This window comes from Exiguobacterium sp. E4787 (assembly GCF_018618375.1).
Taxonomy (GTDB): domain Bacteria; phylum Bacillota; class Bacilli; order Exiguobacteriales; family Exiguobacteriaceae; genus Exiguobacterium; species Exiguobacterium chiriqhucha.
In genome coordinates, this window is the sequence record NZ_JACSLY010000004.1 from 120046 (window position 1) to 141843 (window position 21798).

Annotated in this window: 23 protein-coding genes; 18 read left to right on the forward strand and 5 right to left on the reverse strand. The window is 51.8% G+C overall.

What is annotated here, in order from left to right:
* Window positions 1-104 precede the first annotated feature (104 nt).
* From KNP80_RS06640 to KNP80_RS06690, 11 genes are all read left to right on the forward strand, one after another.
* The gene (locus KNP80_RS06640; protein WP_214834318.1) at window positions 105-1262 is read left to right on the forward strand and encodes an MFS transporter; all 1158 of its coding nucleotides are present in this window, start codon (window positions 105-107) and stop codon (window positions 1260-1262) included.
* A gap of 90 nt (window positions 1263-1352) precedes the next feature.
* A complete protein-coding gene (locus KNP80_RS06645; protein ID WP_214834321.1) occupies window positions 1353-2738 on the forward strand; it encodes an aldehyde dehydrogenase in 1386 nt (461 codons plus the stop codon).
* 174 nt (window positions 2739-2912) lie between these two features.
* Window positions 2913-3623, forward strand: coding sequence for a Crp/Fnr family transcriptional regulator (locus KNP80_RS06650; protein WP_214719859.1), 711 nt, complete (start codon window positions 2913-2915; stop codon window positions 3621-3623).
* Window positions 3624-3865: 242 nt separating this feature from the next.
* The gene (locus KNP80_RS06655; RefSeq protein WP_021067817.1) at window positions 3866-3985 is read left to right on the forward strand and encodes a hypothetical protein; all 120 of its coding nucleotides are present in this window, start codon (window positions 3866-3868) and stop codon (window positions 3983-3985) included.
* Between the two features lie 21 nt (window positions 3986-4006).
* Window positions 4007-4477 (forward strand): cytochrome c oxidase subunit II, encoded by a 471-nt coding sequence (locus tag KNP80_RS06660; protein ID WP_021067816.1) that lies wholly within the window; start codon window positions 4007-4009, stop codon window positions 4475-4477.
* A complete protein-coding gene (locus tag KNP80_RS06665) occupies window positions 4478-6163 on the forward strand; it encodes a b(o/a)3-type cytochrome-c oxidase subunit 1 (RefSeq protein ID WP_214833222.1) in 1686 nt (561 codons plus the stop codon). It abuts the gene before it with no gap.
* A 54-nt stretch (window positions 6164-6217) separates the two neighbouring features.
* Window positions 6218-6823 (forward strand): kinase, encoded by a 606-nt coding sequence (locus KNP80_RS06670; protein ID WP_214834324.1) that lies wholly within the window; start codon window positions 6218-6220, stop codon window positions 6821-6823.
* 123 nt (window positions 6824-6946) lie between these two features.
* Window positions 6947-7339, forward strand: coding sequence for a GntR family transcriptional regulator (locus KNP80_RS06675; RefSeq protein WP_034808399.1), 393 nt, complete (start codon window positions 6947-6949; stop codon window positions 7337-7339).
* Window positions 7317-7997 carry an ABC transporter ATP-binding protein gene (locus KNP80_RS06680; RefSeq protein ID WP_214834327.1) on the forward strand — a complete coding sequence of 227 codons (681 nt, stop codon included), beginning with the start codon at window positions 7317-7319 and terminating at the stop codon, window positions 7995-7997. Before KNP80_RS06675 ends, KNP80_RS06680 begins: the two co-directional genes overlap by 23 nt.
* On the forward strand, window positions 7994-8800 hold the full coding sequence (locus KNP80_RS06685; RefSeq protein ID WP_214834330.1) for a hypothetical protein: 807 nt from the start codon (window positions 7994-7996) through the stop codon (window positions 8798-8800). The genes KNP80_RS06680 and KNP80_RS06685 overlap by 4 nt, the downstream gene beginning before the upstream one ends.
* A gap of 9 nt (window positions 8801-8809) precedes the next feature.
* Window positions 8810-9910 (forward strand): hypothetical protein, encoded by a 1101-nt coding sequence (locus KNP80_RS06690; protein ID WP_214834333.1) that lies wholly within the window; start codon window positions 8810-8812, stop codon window positions 9908-9910.
* 29 nt (window positions 9911-9939) lie between these two features.
* On the opposite strand, the gene KNP80_RS06695 is transcribed toward KNP80_RS06690, so the two are convergent.
* Genes KNP80_RS06695 through KNP80_RS06705 form a run of 3 tightly spaced genes read right to left on the reverse strand, consistent with a single transcriptional unit; the run spans window position 9940 to window position 12221 of the window.
* Window positions 9940-10581 (reverse strand): hypothetical protein, encoded by a 642-nt coding sequence (locus KNP80_RS06695; RefSeq protein ID WP_214719865.1) that lies wholly within the window; start codon window positions 10579-10581, stop codon window positions 9940-9942.
* Window positions 10578-11744: a DEAD/DEAH box helicase gene (locus tag KNP80_RS06700; RefSeq protein ID WP_021067808.1), complete on the reverse strand. Its 1167-nt coding sequence runs from the start codon at window positions 11742-11744 to the stop codon at window positions 10578-10580. The genes KNP80_RS06695 and KNP80_RS06700 overlap by 4 nt, the downstream gene beginning before the upstream one ends.
* A gap of 54 nt (window positions 11745-11798) precedes the next feature.
* Window positions 11799-12221 carry a hypothetical protein gene (locus KNP80_RS06705; protein WP_214719866.1) on the reverse strand — a complete coding sequence of 141 codons (423 nt, stop codon included), beginning with the start codon at window positions 12219-12221 and terminating at the stop codon, window positions 11799-11801.
* 360 nt (window positions 12222-12581) lie between these two features.
* Here KNP80_RS06705 and pflB point away from each other — a divergent pair, with 360 nt between their 5' ends.
* Both pflB and pflA read left to right on the forward strand, forming a co-directional pair.
* Window positions 12582-14828 (forward strand): formate C-acetyltransferase, encoded by a 2247-nt coding sequence (gene pflB, locus KNP80_RS06710; protein WP_214834335.1) that lies wholly within the window; start codon window positions 12582-12584, stop codon window positions 14826-14828.
* Window positions 14829-14884: 56 nt separating this feature from the next.
* Window positions 14885-15601, forward strand: coding sequence for a pyruvate formate-lyase-activating protein (gene pflA, locus KNP80_RS06715; protein ID WP_021067805.1), 717 nt, complete (start codon window positions 14885-14887; stop codon window positions 15599-15601).
* 39 nt (window positions 15602-15640) lie between these two features.
* On the opposite strand, the gene KNP80_RS06720 is transcribed toward pflA, so the two are convergent.
* On the reverse strand, window positions 15641-16867 hold the full coding sequence (locus KNP80_RS06720) for an NAD(P)-dependent malic enzyme (protein ID WP_021067804.1): 1227 nt from the start codon (window positions 16865-16867) through the stop codon (window positions 15641-15643).
* Window positions 16868-17075: 208 nt separating this feature from the next.
* Window positions 17076-18050, reverse strand: coding sequence for a ribosome small subunit-dependent GTPase A (gene rsgA / locus KNP80_RS06725; RefSeq protein ID WP_214719869.1), 975 nt, complete (start codon window positions 18048-18050; stop codon window positions 17076-17078).
* 244 nt (window positions 18051-18294) lie between these two features.
* Here rsgA and KNP80_RS06730 point away from each other — a divergent pair, with 244 nt between their 5' ends.
* The 5 genes from KNP80_RS06730 to KNP80_RS06750 all read left to right on the forward strand — a co-directional run bounded on the left by KNP80_RS06730 (window position 18295) and on the right by KNP80_RS06750 (window position 21794).
* Window positions 18295-18678, forward strand: coding sequence for a lmo0954 family membrane protein (locus tag KNP80_RS06730; protein ID WP_214719870.1), 384 nt, complete (start codon window positions 18295-18297; stop codon window positions 18676-18678).
* Window positions 18679-18700: 22 nt separating this feature from the next.
* On the forward strand, window positions 18701-19357 hold the full coding sequence (locus KNP80_RS06735) for a PspA/IM30 family protein (RefSeq protein ID WP_021067801.1): 657 nt from the start codon (window positions 18701-18703) through the stop codon (window positions 19355-19357).
* Window positions 19358-19444: 87 nt separating this feature from the next.
* Complete coding sequence (gene liaF, locus KNP80_RS06740; RefSeq protein WP_021067800.1) at window positions 19445-20137, forward strand: cell wall-active antibiotics response protein LiaF; 693 nt, start codon at window positions 19445-19447, stop codon at window positions 20135-20137.
* Window positions 20134-21162, forward strand: a complete 1029-nt coding sequence (locus KNP80_RS06745) for a sensor histidine kinase (RefSeq protein WP_021067799.1) — start codon at window positions 20134-20136, stop codon at window positions 21160-21162. The genes liaF and KNP80_RS06745 overlap by 4 nt, the downstream gene beginning before the upstream one ends.
* Entirely contained in the window at window positions 21159-21794 is a 636-nt protein-coding gene (locus tag KNP80_RS06750) for a response regulator (RefSeq protein WP_214719871.1), read from the forward strand. Before KNP80_RS06745 ends, KNP80_RS06750 begins: the two co-directional genes overlap by 4 nt.
* The last annotated feature ends 4 nt before the right edge of the window (window positions 21795-21798 follow it).

Genomic DNA, 21798 nt, shown 5'->3' on the forward strand with positions numbered 1-21798 from the left:
TTTGTGTCCGCGCGCCTTGTCTTGTATACAAAGTGAAACTGGCAGGCTAGACTGAAGCTGAAACGAACAGTTCCCGTATCGGGCTGGATCAAGGAGTTGTCATCATGAATAAAGCGTCCGCTTTTGTCATTTATAGTATCGTCTTTTTTGCCTTCTTTGATTTATTCGCCCAGCTTCCGGTCATGAGCACGTTTGCGACATCGGTTGGTGCGACACCGTTCATCGCAGGGCTCGTCATCGCCATCTACTCGTTGTCGAATACGTTCGGCAACATTTTATCCGGCATTTGGACCGACCGGATTGGTCCGATCGTCATCCTGCTCGTTGGTCTTGCGCTGTCGAGCCTCAGTCTCTTGTCGTATCATCTCGTCGACACAGCGACGACGCTATTGATTGTCCGGATCGTGCACGGCTTTGTAGCGGGTTTGATTGTCCCAGCCGCGTTCACGTTGTCCGCCAATCTGACCGCCGCGAACCGACAAGGTAAAAAAGTAGCATTGACCGGCAGTTTTGTTGGTTTGGCAGCCATCGTCGGTCCGGCGTTCAGCGGCATCGTGGCCAGCCAGACGACCGTGCCGATCGTCTTCACATACGTCGCGCTGTTCGGGGTAGCCGTCGCGCTCCTTGCACTCGTCTTTTTGCGCCCGTCGAAGTTAACGCTTGAACCTTCCCATCGTACAGATGAAGGGACGTCGCGCCTGGAACGAGACGTAGTGAAAGCGTATATCGGCGCCTTCCTCTTGATGTTCTCGCAAGGGGCAATCGCGTACTTGCTTCCCCTTTACGTGCAGGCGCTCGGGTATGACTCTCGTCTGAGCGGGACATTGCTCAGCACGTTCGGTATCATGGCGGTGCTCGTGTTTGTGTTGCCGACGAATCGCTTGTTCGACCAAATCGAACCAGCGAAGCTCGCGGCACTCGGTGTCGGCATTCTCGGTGTGAGCCAACTGTTGATTGGCCGATCTGAGACGTCGCTCCTCTTGTACGCTGTCCTCGCCTTGTATGGCGTCGGGTTCGCCATCTTATTCCCAGCCATCAATACGATGTTGATTAAAGCGACGAATCAGGCCAATCGTGGTAAGTCGTACGGCTATTTTTATGCGTTCTTCTCGCTCGGCACAGTGACGGGTTCGGCATTGTTAGGCTGGCTCTCGATTACGCTGACACAAAAATTCGCGCTGACAGGTGGCATCCTGCTGGTCGCCGGTTTGATATTTGTCGTCATGCAACAAACGAAGAAACGGGACGTGCCTGTCAGATAGGACGGACGCATATCGAAGGTTCAAAATGGTCGCTGACCGAGTGAAGATGATAAGATGAAGCTAGCGTTATCATCCAAGGGAGGCAGATTTATGCTCGCACCAATCGAACAGTTGACCATTGAAGAGCTCATTCGTAAACAGCGTCGCTTCTTTCGGACGCAAGCGACCAAGTCGCTCGCATTCCGTCTCAGCATGTTGACGTTTTTAAAAGAGTCAATCAAGCATCATGAAGCAGAGATTCTTCAAGCGTTGGAGCAGGATTTGAACAAATCGGAACTCGACGCGTTCACGACGGAGATCGGTTTCGTCTATGACGAAATCACACGGACGACACGTGAGTTGAAGCGTTGGATGCGCCCGAAACGTGTCCGTGGCGCCTCAATCCATCTGGGAACGCAAAGTGAGGTCATGTATGAACCTTACGGAACGGTACTCGTGATCGCTCCGTGGAACTATCCGTTTCAATTGGCGATGGCGCCGCTCATCGGAGCGATTGCCGCAGGCAACACGGCTGTCGTGAAACCTTCGGAATTGACACCGAACGTCGCCCAAATGATCACGAAAGTGCTCGAACGGGCGTTCACCGACCGCTACGTCGTCAGCGTCGAAGGGGATAAGGACGTTGCGACCGAGTTGCTTGCCCAGAAATGGGACCATATCTTCTTCACAGGGTCGACGCCAGTCGGGAAAATCGTCATGGAGGCGGCAGCGAAGCATTTGACGCCGGTCACGCTCGAGCTCGGTGGAAAATCACCGGCCATCGTCCATGAGGATGCTAATATCGAGATTGCGGCCAAGCGCATCGCCTGGGGCAAATGGATGAACGCCGGGCAGACATGCGTCGCACCGGACTATGTCCTCGTCCACGAATCCAAACGAGAGGCGTTCCTCGAGGCCATTAAACGGGAAGCGTTCATGATGTTCGGGAACGGCGTCGGGACGAAGCGGTTCACACGAATTGTCAATGAGACCCACTTCAATCGTTTGACCGGATATTTGACAGAAGGAGACGTTTTCTTCGGAGGCCAGACGGACCGGGACCAATTGAAGATTGCCCCGACCGTGTTGACGGACATCGAAGAAGACGCGAACGTCATGAAAGACGAGATTTTTGGACCGATTCTACCAGTCCTTACGTACCGTCAACTCGACGAAGTGATTGAGTTTGTGTCATCGCGTCCACATCCGCTCGCGCTCTATTTGTTCACTGAGACGAAAGCGGTGGAGCAGACCGTGATGAAACACCTTACGTTCGGCGGGGGTTGCGTCAATGACGTCCTCATGCATTTGACGAACCCGAACCTGCCGTTCGGTGGAGTCGGCGAGAGCGGGATGGGCTCATATCACGGACGTTACAGTTTTGAGACGTTCAGCCACGCCAAATCGATTTTGCGAAACACAACGAAGTTCGATTTACCGATTCGTTACCCAAACTTTAAAGCAGCCGAGAAGTTGATTCGACTCGTCTACCGCTGACCAGACTAGACTGCAGGGAGCCTGCAGTCTTTTTTTTGTGGACAAAGAATAAGAAGATTGTTTGAAATGTCACATACTTTTATAAAATGAGCTGCATACCTCTTGTATAATATAGCCATACACATGACGTACGAGACTTAATCAGATATACGATTAGTGGAGGGAGCAGACAACATGACTATGAAATGCGGAACGACCAAACCGAACAGCTTTGTCTTTTCGCAAGAGACGAAACAGCTCTTGCTCGAGATGATGACGTTTCAAGATCATTCGAAAGGGAGTATCGTTTGTTGGGAAGGCGAGAAGTGCAACAAGTTCTTTTATTTGAAGAGCGGTTCCGTCAAATTCACGAAGCTGACGAAAAAAGGGAGCGCACTCATCATGTTCATGTATGGGGCGGACGACTTCTTCGGGGAGTTCGATATCGACGAGGTGTTTCCGAGTTCGTATAGCATCGAGACGACATCGGACAGTGTCATCGGTTGGATCTCGAAGCAAGAGATGGATGAACTTGTTCGGCGCGATGCGCAGTTGGCCACTGAAGTATTGCGGTGGACGTCGATGATGCGCAAGCAGTCCGAGATGAAACTCCGTGACTTGCTGTTATACGGGAAACCAGGTGCCCTCGCCTCCACATTATTACGCATGGCGGCGATGGACGGCGTCGAGTCAGCAGAAGGGATTGTCGTGCCGAAACATCCGTCAGACGGGGAGCTCGGTCAGCTGATTGGTGCACCTCGCGAGACGGTGAATCGGATGATGAACCAGTGGCGGAAGGAAGGCATGTTGACGACGACGGGAACAGAGATGATTTTGCATGACATCGATTTCTTGAAAGAGCTCTGTTATTGTGAAGGCTGTCCCGCCGGCATCTGTCGGCTTTAATCTTTCAAGAGAGGTGCAGCATTTTGCCTTATCAAAGCGCGTGAAACCGAACAGGTGGTTGACTCGATTCGTGTCGGGACAATCACTTTTTTTGTATGCCTTTATACCAAATGTGAACTTTATGTGTGAAAACTACGCAAATTTGATGTGATTGTCACTTTTGGAGTGATAAATGTCACATATTAATCCTCATCCCATTTCATACAATAAAAGTGGAAATCACAGGGAAAGGGGTCCTTCACGTGGAGAAAAACGATGGACAAGAACCGAACTTAAAAGGCACGTTCACATCGGTCATGATTGTCGCGGGCGTCATCATTGCCATGTGGTCGTCAGTGTTTTACTTATTTATGACGCGATAACGAGCAGGAGGAGAGCAACATATGCATATTCATAAACTTGAGAAATATTGGCTTGTATTCGGCATCATTTTATTAGGCGTGTTTTTAACCGTTCTTGGCATCTCTGCCTTTGCGGCAGGAAATCAACCAGCATCGGACGCGGATTTGATCGATCCGGCGAAAGTACATCAAACCGCACCGTTCGACAAACCGGGACTTCATAAAATTGACGACAACGAATATGAACTTGTCATGGTCGCGCAAGCGTTCACGTTCACGCCGGGCAACGTCGAGATTCCAAAAGGAGCGAAAGTCACGTTTCTCGTCACCTCACCTGATGTCGTTCACGGTTTCCAGTTGACGGGCACACCGGTCAATATGATGGTCGTACCTGGTCATATCAACTCGCTCACGTATACGTTCGACGAGGCGGGCGAATTTTTAATCCTTTGTAACGAATATTGTGGTACCGGACATCACATGATGTCGACAAAAATTAAGGTGGTGGACTAAATGAATGACGTATCCTCAAAACTAAAGCAGTGGGAAATGGAACGCGGCGTACCAGTACCGAGTATCGGTGTCAAAGAAGCACGCCTCGCCTATGCCCACGTCGTCATCTCGGTCCTCGCCGTCTTAATCGGTGGACTAGCCGGCCTCATGCAGACGCTCATTCGGACTGGTGTCATCCCGGAAGTGTTCGGCTATTATCAACTGTTGACGGCGCACGGCATCATGCTCGGTCTCGTTTTCACGACAATGTTCATCATCGGTCTGCTTTACGCGCTGCTCGCTAAGTCGTTCGGACGCTTTGAGTCGTTCCCAACGCGAGTCGCTTGGCTCGGGTTTTGGATGATTATCGCCGGCGCCGTGCTCGTCACGATCATGGTGCTCGCCAATAAAGCGACTGTTCTGTATACGTTCTACGCACCACTCATGGCCGACCCAGTGTTTTATATCGGTCTCGTCTTGTTCGTCGTCGGTACGTGGTTATCGGCGTTCGCCATGTTCCGGATGTATGCGGACTACAAACGGGAGAACCCAGGTATTCATCCGCCGCTTCCGGCGTATATGAGTATCATGACGATGCTCTTGTGGGTCATCGCCACGCTCGGTGTCGCCGGGACGATTTTATTCCAACTGCTCCCGCTCTCGCTTGGTTGGAAAGACACGGTCGGAATCGAGTTGTCACGGACGCTCTTCTGGTATTTCGGTCATCCGCTCGTCTATTTCTGGCTCATGCCGGCCTATATTGTCTGGTATACGGTCGTGCCGAAAGTCATCGGCGGAAAGATTTTCTCCGATGCGCTCGCCCGGATGGCGTTCCTGTTGTTCCTGCTATTCTCGTTCCCGGTCGGCTTCCACCACCAGTTGACGGAACCAGGGATTGAACCGTTCTGGAAGTTCGTTCAAGTCATCTTGACGTTCCTCGTCGTCATCCCGTCGTTTATGACGGCGTTCTCGCTGTTTGCGACGTTCGAGCTGCGCGGCCGCGCACTCGGAGCTCGTGGTCTATTTGGTTGGGTCAAGAAGATGCCATATGGGGATGTCCGTTTCCTCGCTCCGTTCGTCGGCATGTTGTTCTTCATTCCGGCCGGAGCCGGCGGAATCATCAACGCATCGCACCAATTGAACGCGATGGTCCACAACACACTTTGGGTCACGGGCCACTTCCATATCACGGTCGGAACGGCCGTCGCCTTGACGTTCTTCGGAACGGCATATTGGCTCGTGCCGGTATTGCGCGGTCGTATTCTAACGAAAAAGATGAATCGAATCGGATTAATTCAAGCAGGCACGTGGGCGTTCGGAATGTCGATCATGTCTTACGCAATGCACATCTCAGGACTGCAAGGTAATCCGCGTCGGACCGGTCCGGCAACGTACTTCTCGGATGCGCTTACGCGCGAGTGGATTCCATACCACATCGCGATGGCGATTGGTGGGACGATCCTCTTGATTTCGGTCCTCATCTTCGTCTATTCAATGTTCAACTTGTCGTTCCTCGCTCCGAAGGGAGAAGAGGAGTTCCCGCTCGCCGAGACCGAAGAGGCGGCGATGGAGACACCGCGTTTCTTCGAGAATTGGAAGCTTTGGATTACGGTCACGTTCGTTTTAATTGCCTTCGCCTATACGATTCCGATTTGGCACTTGATTGAAAGTGCGCCGCCGGGAGCGAAAGGTTGGGTGCTCTGGTAAACTGAAGTCAGCCTCGCTAGCGGGGCTGACTTTTTCATGTGGGGAGATGGAAAGATGGAGCTACTTCGTGCAGATATTCACCGTGAATATGTTAGACGCGAGCCGGATCGGCCGTTCCTCGTCGCAATCGACGGGTTGAGCGGGGCAGGGAAGACGACGATGGTCGAACAACTACGCGGGATTGCAACGAATGAAGTGGTGTTACATATTGACGACTACATCGTCGAGCGGCACCGGCGTTACGAGACGGGACAGTCGGAGGCGATGGAATATTATGAACTCCAATGGGACATCGACTTGCTCGTGGAGACATTGTTCAAACCGCTTCGGGAAGGGCAGACGAATTTGACGTTGCCGTATTATGAGCGAGACCAGGACGCGGTCAACATGCGAACAATCGAGATTGATCCGAACGCACTTGTCTTAATCGAAGGGATATTCTTATTGCGGGACGAGTGGCGCACTTATTTTGACTACATCGTCTATCTCGACTGTCCGCGGGATGTCCGGTATGAACGGGTCTTGAATCGTGATACGTATATCGGCGACTTATCGGAGCGACTTGCTAAGTACGAACGCCGGTATTGGCCGGGAGAAGCGCATTACATCAAAACGATCAACCCGCAAGCCCAGGCCGATCGAATCGTTCCATCTAGTTGACGCATCCATTTATAGGGGATGCGTTTTTGTTTTGGAAAAAACTGTTGACTCCGTTAGTGTACTATGGTGATAATACAGTTGGGTAGTGTATTAGTCGCATCATACACTTAGAGAGGTGACAACATGATCATACAATTCAACACGAGAGCCCCGGTTTACATTCAAGTCGTCGATTACTTCAAAAAGAAGATGGCGCTTGGCGAACTGCAGGCGGGCGAAGAGATGCCGTCGCGACGCGAGCTCGCGACCGAACTGAAAATCAATCCGAACACCGTCCAAAAGGCGTTCAAGGAAATGGAGGAACAACAATTGATTACGACCGAACGGAACCGTCCGAGCCGCGTGACGACCGATGAACATGTCTTGAAACGCATCCGCACGGAACTTGTCGATGAGGCGGTCGCTGTCTTCGTCGAATCGATTCAAGAACTTGACGTCACGATGGATGAGCTTGTCGATAAAATCAAACGACAATACGGAGAGGGGAATCTCGATGATCGAAGTACTGGGAGTTAAGAAACGTTACCGCAAAAAACAAGTCATCGAAGACGTGTCGTTTACGGCCCAAAAAGGGGAAATCACGTGTTTGATCGGATTGAACGGTACTGGGAAATCGACGATTTTAAAAGGCATCATGGGACTGACGCCGTTCGACAAGGGAACGGTGCTCGTCGACGGCAAACCGATTGATTTGAATCGCGTTGCGTTCGTACCGGACCACTCGACATTCCCGATTCACTTCACGATTGAGCAGTGCGAGGCGTTCATGCGAGACTTTTATCCAAAGTTCGACCCGAAATTGTTCGCCCGTCTCGTCGACGAGTTCAAGCTGTTCCCAGAGGACAAGTTGAATGAGCTGTCGAAAGGGACGCTCGCTAAAGTGAATTTGGCGCTCGGGATTGCCCAAGATCCGGACTATCTATTGCTCGACGAACCGTTCTCGGGCATCGACGTGTTCTCGAAAGAACAAATTGTCGAGTTGTTCTCGAGTGACATTATGGAAGACCGCGGCGTCTTGATTACGACGCACGAGATTGAAGATATCGAATACTTGGTCGACAAGGCCGTCATGTTGAACAGCGGCCGGATCGTTCGTGAGTTCGACGTCGAGGACGTCCGCTTCATTCATGGGAAGTCTATTGTCGATGTCATGAGAGAGGAGTATGGCGCATGAATTTGTTGAAACTACTCGGATGGGAAGTCGAGCGGTTGACGAAACCGTATCTCATCTTAATCACCTTACTCGTCGTCACCCAGTTCGCCTGGCTCGGCGTCTTCCTATGGAGCGAAACGAATATGTATGAAGAAATGCGTCGTGCTGGAACGCCGGATTACACTTTGACGTTCGGGAATTATCTTGGTGGCACACCGTTCATCTTGTCGATTGGGGTGGCTGTCACGGCGATGGTATTCTTCAGTTTTTGGATTTGGTACCGTGACTTCCAAGGCCGTGGGACGTTCATGATGCGCCTATTGCTCATGCCGCAACAACGGATGCTCGTCTTCAGTGCGAAGCTAGTGACGATGACGTTGATGATCCTTGGCTTGTTCTCCGTCCAGTGGATTGCGCTCAAACTCCAGTACATAGCGTTTTCGAGTTGGTTGGACTCGCAAATGATTCCGATGAGTGGCTCCTTCGAACAGGCCATCGGCTACGATGGGGCGCTCTCGGTCATGTTCCCGGCGTCACTGTTCAACTTCTTTGTCCATCAAGTATTAATTGCCATCGCCGTCTTATTCATCTTCGAATTTGTGTTGATTGAACGGAGCCTGTGGCAACGGACGGTGTGGGCGCCGTTCCTCGCCTTATTGATGATTGGGGTTGTCGTAGTTGTGCCGATGATTGGGTTCTTTATCATTGAGAACTATCTGTTCATGGAAGAGACGCTGGCCGTCTTCACTCTTATTTTAGTGATTTGGTTTATTGGGGTCGTTTGGATTGGCCATCGTCAGTTGACGAAGAAATTAAGTGTGTGAGGTGAGCAGATGAAACGAATGTGGAATGTGGCCGCGCTCGGTGCGGTCGTCATCATCGGGCTCGGTACGTTCGCCATTGATTCGAAAGCATCAACGGCGGAGTGGGTGCTCGATGTCAAAACGAATGAAAGTGTATGGGAAAATCAAAAAATACAAGCCTTTTATGAAACCGAGGATGAGGTCCAGGAACGGTTTGAAATCACCCGGTCTGGTAGTGAAGTGACGACCCATTTAAATTACGTCGAAGAAGCGCTTAAACAACGCGAACGGGTCAATCCTACGATGCGAAAGTTCTATCGTCAAATGACAAACCTTAGTTTCACCCAATCGTTACGCACGAAAGAGGAGTATGTCGGCATCGGACAAAAAGGAAACGATGAAATCATTCTTTTCCGAACCGAAGGCAACGACATTGCCACGACGACGTTCCCGTCAAATGTTAGCGGTGCAGTGGAAGTCATGGAAGGGAACTGGCACGGCATATTCGTTCAAGATGGTCGTGTTCATTTGATTTATAGTGACGGTTATGATAGACAAGCAGCAACAAAAATCGCCGTGTTTGATGAAGGGGCGGTTGAAATCACCCTTGAAGAAATCTCAATAGAAGACGGCTTTATTTCTAGTGTTGTCGGAACATCCAGGTTTTACGATGAGAACCGGATGACCATCGCAGCCGATAATCGTTTCCTCCCGGTACGTCTTGGGACATACGAAACGATAACCGAAGATGGTCAGACGTACACGAACGAGACGGAACGTCCAGGCGTGTATGCCTATGACACCGAAGAGAAGCGTGTCGTCGAGTTAAAAGCTGAAGGGGATATGTGGGGCGCAACCGTCTATGAGGATCAATTAATCGTCTTGCAGGAAGATGGGACCGAATTCGTTGTCGACTTGAAGACTGGAAAGCAATCGACGCGACAAGTCATCGATGGTTCGGTCGGCACGACTTGGTATGTCGATAACCAACTGTATCATATTCGCCCGACGAAAGAAGGGGCCGTCATTGACGTCTATCAAGATGGAAAAGCCATCTCGAGCGCTGTCGTGAAGGCGACGAACGATGCGGCGAAAGCGTTGGTGTCCAACACGAAATATTATCTACAATAACAAATAACCGAGAGGCGACCGCCTCTCGGTTATTTTGATGGTTTCGGGACGATGACCCCGTCTTCTAAATCGAGCAACATGTCAATTAGTTCCGCGCAGAACTCTGGGAACTGATCGAGGAACGCACCCGGACCGACCTCATCGGTGAAGTCGATATACAGGTCCGATACGTTACCGGCCATTTTCGCCGGAAGAGCGAGGAACGCCGACCCGAAACGCCAGCTGCCTCGGATATCGAGCAGCTTGCCGAGCATGATGTCACCGACCTCACGTTTTTCCGGGAGATTGACGCGATACGTCTCTTTCGTCTCCCAGTCGCGCAGTCCTTCCTCGGTCACTTCAAACACCGAGCAACGCGGGACCGCCAAGCCACGGAGCGCGTGATACAAGGCAGGGGACATGTCGGCTTTTTGATCTGCCAAGTAGCGGCCGTGCGGTGTCATCCCGTCCTCGTCCGTCTCGAAGAAGACGGCCCAGTCGATGAACAGGTCGCGGAATAGCTCGGCGTCTTTCAACTGCCATGTGCCTTCCGAGGCGATCTCTTGAATATAGTTCGTCCAATGTGTGCTGCGCGCGAGAGCGGCTTGCTCATACAACTTTTTCAGCTCGGCCAGCAATTCGGACTCTTCTACAAGCAAAGGGAATGGAATTACTTTCCGCTCTTTTTTCATCGGCGCGGTCCTCGTTTGTTCGCAGGACGCTTCACGACCGGCGGTTTATCCTCGATCCGTTTCTCGATGACGTCGCCACGATAAATCTCGAGTTCTTTCAATTCGACGCCGAGTTGGCGGGCGAACGATTTCAAGTGCGTCAAGTCTTCATCCGTCACGAGCGAGAGCACGGTCCCGGCCGCATTCCCGCGTGCCGTCCGGCCCGAGCGGTGAATGAAGTCGTCAATCGATTCTGGCAAATCGAAGTGGACGACGTGCGTCACTTCTTCGATGTCGAGACCACGGGCCGCGAGACCTGTCGTGATGAGGAGCGGATAGTCGCCTTTACGGAATTCGCGAAGCGTTTCGACACGTTCACGTTTCCCTTTTAGGCTGTCGAGCATCCGGTAGTTCACTTTCATTTTATCGAGTTCGCCTCTGAGTGGTGGCAAGAATGAGCGGTTGTTGATGAAAGCGAGCGCTTTGACACCGTTGACGTGTGACAAACGACGAAGCAATTCCGGCTTGTAGCGGCGTGTCGTCAACATGTAGCCGTACGTCACTTGACTGCTCACGGCTCGTTCGATTTTCACGTGTGCCGGCTCCTTTAAGAACGGGGCCGCCCATGCTTGAAGCGTGTCTGTGAGCGTTGCCGATACGAGGGCGATTTGATGTTCGTGCGCCGTGTGCTTGATGATGCGTTCGGCGGCTTCTGTCAATCCGCTGTCGATGATTTGGTCGGCTTCATCGAGGACGATCGTGTGCGTCTCATGAAGCTTCAATTTTTTCTTGTCGATCAGTTCGACGAGTCGGCCTGGTGTCCCGACGATCAAATGCGGCTTTTTCTTTAAGCGATCGATTTGACGTTTCAATTCGACACCGCCAATAAATGAAGCTATGCGGACATCACCTTTCTCGGTAAATCGTTGCGCGACTGTTTGAATCTGCATGACGAGCTCACGCGTCGGCGCGACGATGACGACTTGAATTCGGTCGTTCGATGCGTCGATTTTTTCAATGGCGGGTAACAAATAAGCAAGCGTCTTCCCGGTACCTGTCGGCGCTTCAATCGTGACGTCTTTACCGTCCAACAGAAGCGGGAACGCTTCTGCTTGGACCGGCATTGGTTCAGTGAAGCCAAGGCGATCCCAGGCTTCGTTAATAAATGGTTTTGTAAAGTTCATATCATTTCTCCTTATCGTGGGGCAAAAACAAAGGAAGCATAAGTGCTCCCTGTTTTAAATATAGCGAACATGTTCCGTGTCTTGGTCGAATGAAGAGCGAAGTGTCTGTGTGAACGTCTGTCCGTCCTCGATGAGTTTGATATGCACATCGATTTGGTCAGCCGACGCCTCAACGCCTTCAACGGTGAAGCCTTGATAGACACGATACTGCAATTCTTTCGTCAACCGTTCGTATGAGGCGAGCTCTGGATATGTCGCTGCCACGTCAATCGGGCGCGAGATGAGCGCAGCGAGCAAGTTATCGCGGTAATCGATAAAATCCTCGTTTTCGATGTCGTCGTCAAACCGAATCCAAAAACCTGCGTCTTCAAATTCTGTGATAAATCCATCACGTTGTTCACCGTTCGCTTCTACTTTAAGGGAGATGCGGTCACCGGCTTTCAAGTCGTGATCAGCTGTCAATAATTCGTACGTCATGGGAAGAACCCCTTCCTCTTCTACAATGTTCTGCCTTCATTGTGTCCGATGTAAGGCAAAAATTCAAGTTCTATCCCTGAGTCGTGATATACATCACACTAAAAACTGTACAAATCGTCACATCCGAATTCAGATGATACAGAATCGACTTGAATCGCGTCGTGACGTGATTTATCTGTTTCATAGTTAATGAGAAATACGTTATAACAGAATTTAAAGCGCTTACAAAAATGGCTTCACGCCAACGTTCATGAGATTGTTACAACTTTCACAAGGATGTAAAACATAATGTTCACGTTTTCACGTACACTCAACTTATAGAAAGCACGCAGTTATCTCAACTATGAGGAGTGACCCACAATGGCAACCGAAATTAAATCAGCCTGGTCAGGATTTGTACCTGGGCAGTGGACGAATGAAGTGAACGTCGGTGAGTTTATCCGTTTGAACCGACATGAGTACACAGGAGACGACCGTTTCCTCGTCGGACCGACCGAAGCGACGAATCGTCTTTGGGCACAAGTGATGGAATTGACGAAAGAAGAGCGCGAACGCGGTGGTGTTTGGGCAGTCGATCAAAACAACCCATCGACAATCGTCTCGCACGGACCAGGATACTTAAACAAAGAGCTGGAGAAAGTGGTCGGCGTTCAAACGGACGAGCCGTTCAAACGTTCGATTCATCCGAACGGCGGCATCCGGATGGTCGACGCTGCACTTGAATCGTATGGCTTCGAGCCGAATCCTGAAATCACAAAGATTTATTCGGAAATCCGCAAAACGCATAACCAAGGTGTCTTCGATGCGTATACACCTGAGATGCGAGCAGCACGGAAGTCAGGGATTATCACAGGACTTCCTGATGCCTATGGCCGTGGACGGATTATCGGCGACTACCGTCGCGTTGCCTTGTACGGGTTAGACTTCTTGATTGCCGCACGTAAAAAAGACTTGGCGAACCGTGGCGGTTTCTTATCAGAGTCTGACATTCGGACACGGGAAGAAATGTCTGAACAGCTCCGGGCCCTCCAAGAGTTGAAACAGCTCGGTGCGGCGTACGGGTTTGATCTCGGCCGGCCGGCGGAAAATACACAAGAGGCATATCAATGGGTTTACCTCGCTTATCTCGCAGCCGTCAAAGAACAGAACGGTGCCGCCATGTCACTCGGACGTGTCTCGACATTCCTTGATGTATACGCAGAGCGTGACATCGAAGCGGGTCGTTTGACCGAGTCGGATGTCCAAGAAATCGTCGACCACTTCATTATGAAGCTCCGGATCGTCAAATTCTTACGCACACCAGACTATAACGAATTGTTCTCAGGTGACCCAACATGGGTGACCGAGTCAATCGGTGGGATGAGCGAAGACGGACGCTCGAACGTGACGAAGAGCTCGTTCCGCTTCTTGCATTCACTTTCGAACCTCGGACCAGCACCAGAACCGAACTTGACGGTGCTTTGGTCGACGAAATTGCCAGAAGGCTTCAAACAATATTGTGCGAAGATGTCGATTGAGACGTCCGCTATCCAATATGAGAACGACGACCTCATGCTTCCAGAGTTCGGCGACGATTATGGCATCGCCTGCTGTGTGTCACCGATGAAAATCGGGAAACAGATGCAATTCTTCGGAGCCCGCGCCAACATGGCGAAAGCACTGCTTTACAGCATGAACGGAGGCCGCGATGAGAAGAGCGGTGACCAAATCGCTCCGGTTTGGGAGATGAACACCGAAGACGTGCTCACGTACGACAAGGTATATGCTGACTTCGACCGGACGCTCGATTGGCTCGCCGAGCTCTACGTCAACACGCTCAACGTCATCCACTTCATGCATGATAAATATGCGTACGAACGAATCGAGATGGCGCTCCACGACCCTGAGATTTTACGGACGATGGCATGTGGCATCGCCGGCCTCTCGGTTACGGCGGATAGTCTTTCAGCCATCAAATATGCGACCGTGAAACCGGTCCGCAACGAGCAAGGCATTGCCGTCGACTTCGAGACAGAAGGCGATTTCCCTAAATTCGGCAACAACGACGACCGTGTCGATGCAATCGCCGTTGAACTTACGAGATCGTTCATGCAAAAAGTACGCAAGCATAAAACATATCGCGACGCGCTCCATACGCAATCGGTCTTGACGATCACATCAAACGTCGTCTACGGCAAAAAGACAGGGAACACACCGGACGGACGTCGCGCCGGCGAACCGTTCGCACCAGGTGCGAACCCGATGCATGGCCGCGATACAAAAGGGGCAGCTGCGTCGCTCTCATCAGTCGCGAAACTCCCGTTCGAACACGCGCAAGACGGAATTTCATACACGTTCTCAATCGTACCGAAAGCGCTCGGTAAAGAAGAAGTGGCCCGTGAACTCAACTTGGCGGCGCTCCTTGACGGTTATATGGGCGGCGAGCATAAAGGACATCACTTGAACGTCAACGTCTTCAACCGTGAAACGTTGCTCGATGCGATGGAGCATCCGGAAGAATATCCACAGCTCACCATCCGCGTCTCTGGCTATGCGGTCAACTTCATCAAGTTGACGCGCGAACAACAAATCGACGTCATCAACCGGACGTTCCACGGTTCATTGTAAACAAAGGCTTGGCAGCCTTCACTCGAGGGCCGCTCATTCGTTAGGAGGTCATTTCGATGACAATGGGATATGTACACTCGGTCGAATCGTTTGGAACCGTTGACGGCCCGGGAATTCGTTTTATCGTCTTTTTACAAGGTTGTGCGCTTCGTTGCTTGTATTGCCACAATGCTGACACGTGGGATTTCAAAAAGAATAACCATCGTTCGGCCGAGGACGTCATTCAAGAAGCGCTCAGCTATCGTCCGTTCATGGAAGCGTCAAAAGGCGGCATCACGATTTCTGGGGGCGACCCGCTCGCGCAGCCAGAGTTTTTAGAGGCGCTCTTGCGTGAAGCGAAGAAACACGGGCTTCATACGACACTCGACACGTCCGGTGCACTTCGTCCCCCTAACTTGGATGCAATTTTAGACCATACGGATCTCGTGTTGCTTGATATCAAACATATCGACGATGACATGTGTAAGAAACTGACAGGACGGAGCAACGTCAACACGCTCGCGCTCGCTGAACATTTATCCGAGCGCGGAACGAAAATGTGGATTCGCCACGTCCTCGTCCCGGAATGGACACTTGATGAAGGAGCGCTCCGCCGCACGGCAGCGTTCATTCAAAAGCTCGACCACGTCGAGAAAGTCGAAATTTTGCCGTACCATGAGATGGGCGTCTATAAATGGGAGGCGCTCGGTCTCGACTATCCGCTCAAAGGAATTAAACCCCCGACGACGGAAGAAGTCGAATGGGCGGAAGGGATTTTACAAGGAACCGTTTAAAAAACTGCGCAGACCGTCATGGTCTGCGCAGTTTTTGGATTACAAATGTTTTTGACTGACGTGCTGACGGATGGCGGCCTCATCGAGCGGACGTTTGGCGACGCCGGTCTCGACGGCAGCTTTGGCAACCGCGACCGCCACGGCCGGTGCGATTCGTTCATCGAATGGGCTTGGGATGACGACCCCGTTCGCCAAATCTTCTTCGGTCAATAAATCGGCAATCGCGTGGACGGCCGCTTCCTTCATCTCCTCATTGATTTCGCTGGCGCGAACGTCAAGTGCGCCCCGGAAAATACCTGGGAAGGCGAGGACGTTGTTCACTTGGTTGGCGAAATCGGAACGGCCGGTCGCGACGACACGCGCCCCGGCTTTTGTCGCGAGGTCTGGCATAATCTCCGGAATCGGGTTCGCCAGAGCGAAGATGATTGGATCGACGGCCATCGAGCGGACCATGTCTTCCGTGACGGCCCCGGCCGCCGAGACACCGATAAAGACGTCGGCACCTTGAAGCACGTCGGCGAGCAATCCTTCGTGTTGCTTCCGATTCGTCGCTTTGGCGATTTGATCTTTGAACGGGTTCATCCCCTCGACGCGTCCTTCGTAAATCGCGCCTTTCGTATCACAGATGACGAGGTCCTCGACACCGAAACGCTTCAACAGTTTGGCGATGGCGATGCCCGCGGCTCCGGCACCGTTCATGACGACACGGAGTTCAGGCATCGTTTTATCGACGAGGCGCAACGCGTTGACGAGACCGGCCAAGACGACGATGGCCGTCCCGTGCTGGTCGTCATGGAAGACAGGAATCGGGAGCGATTGTTTCAACCGGGCCTCGATTTCAAAGCACTCGGGTGCTTTAATGTCTTCTAAGTTGACGGCACCAAACGTCGGTGCGAGCAGTTCGACCGTCCGGACGATTTCATCGACGTTATGCGTATCGAGACAGATGGGAAACGCATCGACGCCGGCGAAGCTTTTGAACAAGACGGCTTTTCCTTCCATGACCGGCAGTGCGGCTTCTGGACCGATATTGCCGAGACCGAGCACGGCGCTCCCGTCCGAGACGACGGCGACCGTGTTGGCGCGGAGTGTGTAGTCATACGAGAGCTCTTTATCTTCAGCGATGCGACGGCACGGTTCGGCGACGCCAGGCGAGTAGGCGAGGCTGAGCGCTTCTTTCGTGTCGACATCGACTTTCGGTGTCGTTTCCAATTTTCCGTGATGGAAGGCATGCATCTCGAGTGCGCGTTCGTTCAATGTTTTCATAAGTCTCTCCCTATAATTAGCGATTTTAATCTGTGACAATACGAGTCCATTGTAACGGAGAAACCGCTTACTTTCGAGGGTTTTACCTGCATTCGGACAAACTATTTCTGAACGATTGTTCACAAATGTCGGATTGCTGATAGGAGTTGATGCTAAATTTCGGGAAATGACAAAGGAGCCACAATATTTCTGTGACTCCCTTTGTAGATTAAGCTTTCGTTTTTCGCTTCTTCTTCTCGGCGAGACGAGCCGCTTCCGCTTGTCGTTTTTCGGCGTAGCGGAGTTCGCGCTCGAGTTTGACGAAGCTTTGATAGCGTTTCGCATCGAGCGTTCCGGATGTGATGGCGGCTCGGACGGCACAACCCGGTTCGTTGCCGTGCGAACAGTCCCGGAACCGACACGTCTCGGCGAGCGCCTCGATATCCCGAAACGTATCGTCGAGATGATCGGCACCGTCCCAAAGGCCAAATTCACGCATCCCGGGTGTATCGATGACGAACAAATCGTCAATCCGGAAAAGTTCGCGATGCGTCGTCGTATGCTTGCCGCGTTCATCGCTCTCGCGGACGGCCTGTGTCTCGGCGACGGTCGTCCCGGCGAGCGCGTTCGTCAGCGTTGATTTCCCGACACCAGATGAGCCGACGAGCACGATGGTGCTTCCGCTCGGCAGTGCGGATCGCAACGCCTCGACGCCGTCACCAGTGACTGAACTGACAGGGAAGACGTCGACCCCAGGCACTGTCAACGTAAGTTCGTCGACAAGTGCATCTGCGTTGTCGACTTGGTCCGATTTCGTCAAGACGATGAACGGCGTGGCGCCGGTTTCCCACGCGGCGAGCGAGTAACGCTCGAGCCGACGCAGATTGAAATCGTGTCCGCACGCCATCGTGATTAAGATGAAGTCGACGTTCGCACAGATCAGCTGTTCGCGCGTCTCGTTGCCGGCGGCTGCCCGTGATAGGACAGTACGCCGTTCAAGGAGACGTCGAATTACGCCTTGACCGTGTTCGCGAACGGTGAACTCGACGAAGTCACCGATGACCGGGTAGTCGCGCTCGCTTTCGGCCTCATGTCGAAATTTCCCGGTGACGCTGCACGTGTAAGCTGCATTTTCGGTCGTGACCGTGTACATATGTTGGAACTGTGCCGTGACACGCCCCGTTGTGATTGTTGTTTGATTCAAATAGAATCCTCCTCTTAGTGATGGAGGACAGTCGCCCTCCGATTAGCTGACAAGGTATATACTGCGTTGAATACGGTACTCATAAAACATCATCCTTTCATTGTTCGATGCCTCTAGTATAGCACAGGATTTGAGAACGCTATCATCTCAGTCTACAGACCGAGGGAAAACGGGCCTTGCGCTCGTCGCGCTATAAAAAATAACGTATTATGATAAGAGTGTACTTAACGAGGAGGGATGATAGATGAATCGCCAGGTGAAACAAGTGTTGTTCATCGTGGCCGCGATCTCTTTAGTTCTCGTTCTAATCGGCTTTTTACCGAATATGATCATGTTCGGTTTGGGGGCGCTCTTAGCACTGTGGGCTGGAGTCAGATTCATGGCCGTGACACATGTCGGCGCAAAAATCGGTTACGGCGCGCTTGCCTTGATCGGGATCATCACAATTTTATCGAATATTTGGGCGTTAATCGGGATTGTGGTGGCATGGGTATTGTTTAAAGGGTATATGATGTATGCCAACCAAAAACAAGACGTCGAGATTTTGAATGCGGACGGCTCGCGTGCGAACCGGAGCAGCTTTCAATCGTTTGATCAAGTGTGGCAGAAGTTTGTAAACCGTCGCTAAGCTTCACAAGGAGGATATTATGATGAAAACACCATTTGACCAGTTTCGTGATTTAGCTAACGAGTTGACGAAAGAATTGTCGAAAGAGATGAAGAAGTTCCAAGATAAAGAGGGTCCACGTTCGGCACCGCGTTCAAGCGGGGAGGCCGAGTTGAACCGTCACATCCGTGGTGCTGAAAAAGAAGCGATGTCTGTCGAACGTCTCGTCGAACGTCAAAAAGCGCTCCTCGATGAGCTGGCGACAAAACGTGATGACGCTAAACTGATGGCGGATAAGCGTTACGAGCAGACCGAGCTCGCCAAACAAGCGGGCGAAGAAAAACTCGCGGAGCGGGCCGCACTCGAGTCGAAGCATTACGGTGAGCAGTATCGTTACTTTGAAGGGTTGCTCGACGAAGGAGCGCGTGAACTCGACGCCCTCGAGCGCCGTGCCCTCGAGATGCGACTGAAACTCGATGAGATGCAAAACAAACGCTATGAGTTCGCGATGCGAGAAAACCTGGATTTATTGAAAGGTGCGCTCGATCAAATCTTCGGAGCGGAGACGTCGAAGACTCATCCGTTCACGGAAGAAGAGAAGAAGCAAGAACCGGCCGCTGAAGAGAAAATCGATGCAGCGGATGAAGATGATTTCGAAGCAAAACTAAAAGAACTTGAGCGTCGTTTCAAACAAGACTGACGCAACGGTTCAGCGATGGTCCGGCGAATGAGTTGGCCCATCGCTTCTTTGCTTCATTGTACATACTGTCAGAGAGGGGGAAGCAACGTGGAACGTTGGAACACACGCCAAATCATCGGATTCATGATTATTTTGTTTGCCATTGGACTATTTATCGATATCGTGACGGGTGGAAACAGCGTCCTCTTCAGCATGGTCGTCCCGTTATTGTTGCTTTATATCGGACGGCGCTTCAGCCGCAAAGGCAATCAGCCGGTCAGCTATATCTTTTACGGGATTGGCGGCATCATGCTCGTCGGACTCATCTTTTCGTCGGCGGCATTTGGTTTTGTGTTGTCGGGCTTACTGCTCATGTTCGGCTATCGGTTGTATAAGAACCGTCCGCTCGAATCGAGCCGATTTAAGTCACATATTCGGCAAGAACAGGCGTTTACGTTCGGGACGAAAGAAAGTGGTCACTACGTGCTCCAAGACACGAATGAATTTTTCTTGTTGCGTGACGTCGAACTCGACTTGTCACGCGCGATTATCCCGGAAGGAGAGACGTTCTTACTATTGAATGGACTCGCTGGAGACATCCGGATTCTCATTCCGGCCGGTTACGACTACTCGATTGACGCCTCAATCGGGTTCGGTAAGATTCAAGTCGACGAATCGAATTATTCGCCTGTGTTCAACCGTCGCTTCTATACGGCATCGGACGATTACGCATCGGCGACACGAAAAGTCCGGATTCATATCGTGCTCATGAGCGGAAGTGTCGAGGTGATGACCGTATGAAGAAGGATTCGTATCCACGGACCGTCGTCTGGCATCAATTGTTCAGCAGCCTCTTGACGGCACTGTTCGTCACGATTGCATTTTTAATAGGTGACTCGACTTCACTCCGAGATTTGTTCACACGTGAAGAAGGGTTGCCTTTCGGTGTGTCTATCCTCGTCATCGCCGTCTTGATCGGCAGCGTGTTCGGGGTCGGTTCGTACTTTTATTTGCGCCGTGACTTCCGGGAAGTGGCGATTGCCTTATGGAAGCTCGAGAATCAAAAAGAAATCACGTTCCGTCCGCTGTCGCCTTATCGCGACACACTCGAACGGATTGCACGCATCTCGAAACAGCGCGCAGAAATGGTCGAGATGGCGAAACGGGTCGGTGACCGGCCTGTCAGTGTCGAGGAAGCGCGCAGTGAAGCCGTCGTTGAGGAGCGGCGCCGTGTCGCCCGAGAGTTACATGATTCGGTCAGCCAGCAACTGTACGCCATTTCGATGATGACGACGGCAGCCAAGCAGACGATCGAGGCGAAGCCGGACGTGGCTGCCAAACAAATCGAACAAGTCGAAGTGATGGCGCAAACGGCTCAGGCCGAAATGCGCTCGCTCTTATTGCAACTTCGTCCGGTCGAGCTTGAAGGGATGACGCTCAAGACGGGCATCGAGCGACTGTTAGAAGAGCTGTCGCGCAAACAGTCGACCGAACTCATCTGGCGTCTCGAAGAAGTCGAGTTGTCGCGTCACACCGAAAATGAACTGTTCCGTATCGTTCAAGAAGCGATCAGCAATACGCTTCGACATGCGAAAGCGAAGCGACTCGAAATTGAAATGCGGACCGTACAACAAACGGTCATCTTAAAAATAAACGACGATGGCATCGGCTTTAATGTCGATGATACACAAGTCGCCTCATATGGCTTACAATCGATAAGAGAGAGGACGGCTGAGGTCGGCGGGACGTTACGACTCGTCAGTGTGCCCGGCGTCGGTACTCAGATTGAAGTGCGTGTGAAACAACAAGTGGAGGGGTTACAATGATTCGAGTCGTATTGATTGATGACCATGAGATGGTGCGGGCCGGTGTCTCGGCGTTCTTGTCGACGCAGCCTGACATCGAAGTCGTCGGAGAGGCATCGGACGGCGCGACTGGAGCGGAACTCGCGATCCAAGAAAAGCCGGATGTGGTCTTGATGGATTTAGTAATGGAACCTGTCGATGGGGTCGAGTCGACAAAACGGATCAAGTCGAGTTGGAAAGACGCTAAAATCTTGGTCGTGACGAGCTTCTTAGATGATGAGAAAGTGTATCCCGTCATCGAGGCCGGGGCGATGAGTTACGTCTTAAAAACGGCAAACGCCAATGAGATCGCTGATGCGATTCGTCAAACGGCAGCGGGCAATCCCGTCATGGCCGCCCAAGTGACGGGCAAGATGCTCGAGCGGCTCCGTCATCCGGAAAAGACGTTGCACGAGAGTCTGACGGCCCGGGAACGTGAGATTTTGCAGTTGATGGCAGAAGGAAAGTCGAACCAAGTCATCGCCGATGAACTATACATCTCGTTGAAGACGGTAAAGACGCACGTCTCCAACATTTTGACGAAGCTCGACGTCTATGACCGGACGCAAGCTGTCGTCTATGCATTTCAACATAATATCGTCAGTAAAGGGTGAACGG

Coding starts and splice junctions, on each gene's coding strand:
- KNP80_RS06690 (WP_214834333.1), top strand. CDS start 8,810: ATGAAACGAATGTGGAATGTGGCCGCGCTCGGTGCGGTCGTCATCATC.
- KNP80_RS06705 (WP_214719866.1), bottom strand. CDS start 12,221: ATGACGTACGAATTATTGACAGCTGATCACGACTTGAAAGCCGGTGAC.
- KNP80_RS06680 (WP_214834327.1), top strand. CDS start 7,317: ATGATCGAAGTACTGGGAGTTAAGAAACGTTACCGCAAAAAACAAGTC.
- KNP80_RS06700 (WP_021067808.1), bottom strand. CDS start 11,744: ATGAACTTTACAAAACCATTTATTAACGAAGCCTGGGATCGCCTTGGC.
- KNP80_RS06720 (WP_021067804.1), bottom strand. CDS start 16,867: ATGAAAACATTGAACGAACGCGCACTCGAGATGCATGCCTTCCATCAC.
- KNP80_RS06650 (WP_214719859.1), top strand. CDS start 2,913: ATGACTATGAAATGCGGAACGACCAAACCGAACAGCTTTGTCTTTTCG.
- KNP80_RS06660 (WP_021067816.1), top strand. CDS start 4,007: ATGCATATTCATAAACTTGAGAAATATTGGCTTGTATTCGGCATCATT.
- KNP80_RS06730 (WP_214719870.1), top strand. CDS start 18,295: ATGAATCGCCAGGTGAAACAAGTGTTGTTCATCGTGGCCGCGATCTCT.
- KNP80_RS06675 (WP_034808399.1), top strand. CDS start 6,947: ATGATCATACAATTCAACACGAGAGCCCCGGTTTACATTCAAGTCGTC.
- KNP80_RS06665 (WP_214833222.1), top strand. CDS start 4,478: ATGAATGACGTATCCTCAAAACTAAAGCAGTGGGAAATGGAACGCGGC.
- KNP80_RS06750 (WP_214719871.1), top strand. CDS start 21,159: ATGATTCGAGTCGTATTGATTGATGACCATGAGATGGTGCGGGCCGGT.
- KNP80_RS06640 (WP_214834318.1), top strand. CDS start 105: ATGAATAAAGCGTCCGCTTTTGTCATTTATAGTATCGTCTTTTTTGCC.
- KNP80_RS06685 (WP_214834330.1), top strand. CDS start 7,994: ATGAATTTGTTGAAACTACTCGGATGGGAAGTCGAGCGGTTGACGAAA.
- KNP80_RS06695 (WP_214719865.1), bottom strand. CDS start 10,581: ATGAAAAAAGAGCGGAAAGTAATTCCATTCCCTTTGCTTGTAGAAGAG.
- KNP80_RS06670 (WP_214834324.1), top strand. CDS start 6,218: ATGGAGCTACTTCGTGCAGATATTCACCGTGAATATGTTAGACGCGAG.
- KNP80_RS06645 (WP_214834321.1), top strand. CDS start 1,353: ATGCTCGCACCAATCGAACAGTTGACCATTGAAGAGCTCATTCGTAAA.
- pflA (WP_021067805.1), top strand. CDS start 14,885: ATGACAATGGGATATGTACACTCGGTCGAATCGTTTGGAACCGTTGAC.
- KNP80_RS06735 (WP_021067801.1), top strand. CDS start 18,701: ATGAAAACACCATTTGACCAGTTTCGTGATTTAGCTAACGAGTTGACG.
- pflB (WP_214834335.1), top strand. CDS start 12,582: ATGGCAACCGAAATTAAATCAGCCTGGTCAGGATTTGTACCTGGGCAG.
- KNP80_RS06745 (WP_021067799.1), top strand. CDS start 20,134: ATGAAGAAGGATTCGTATCCACGGACCGTCGTCTGGCATCAATTGTTC.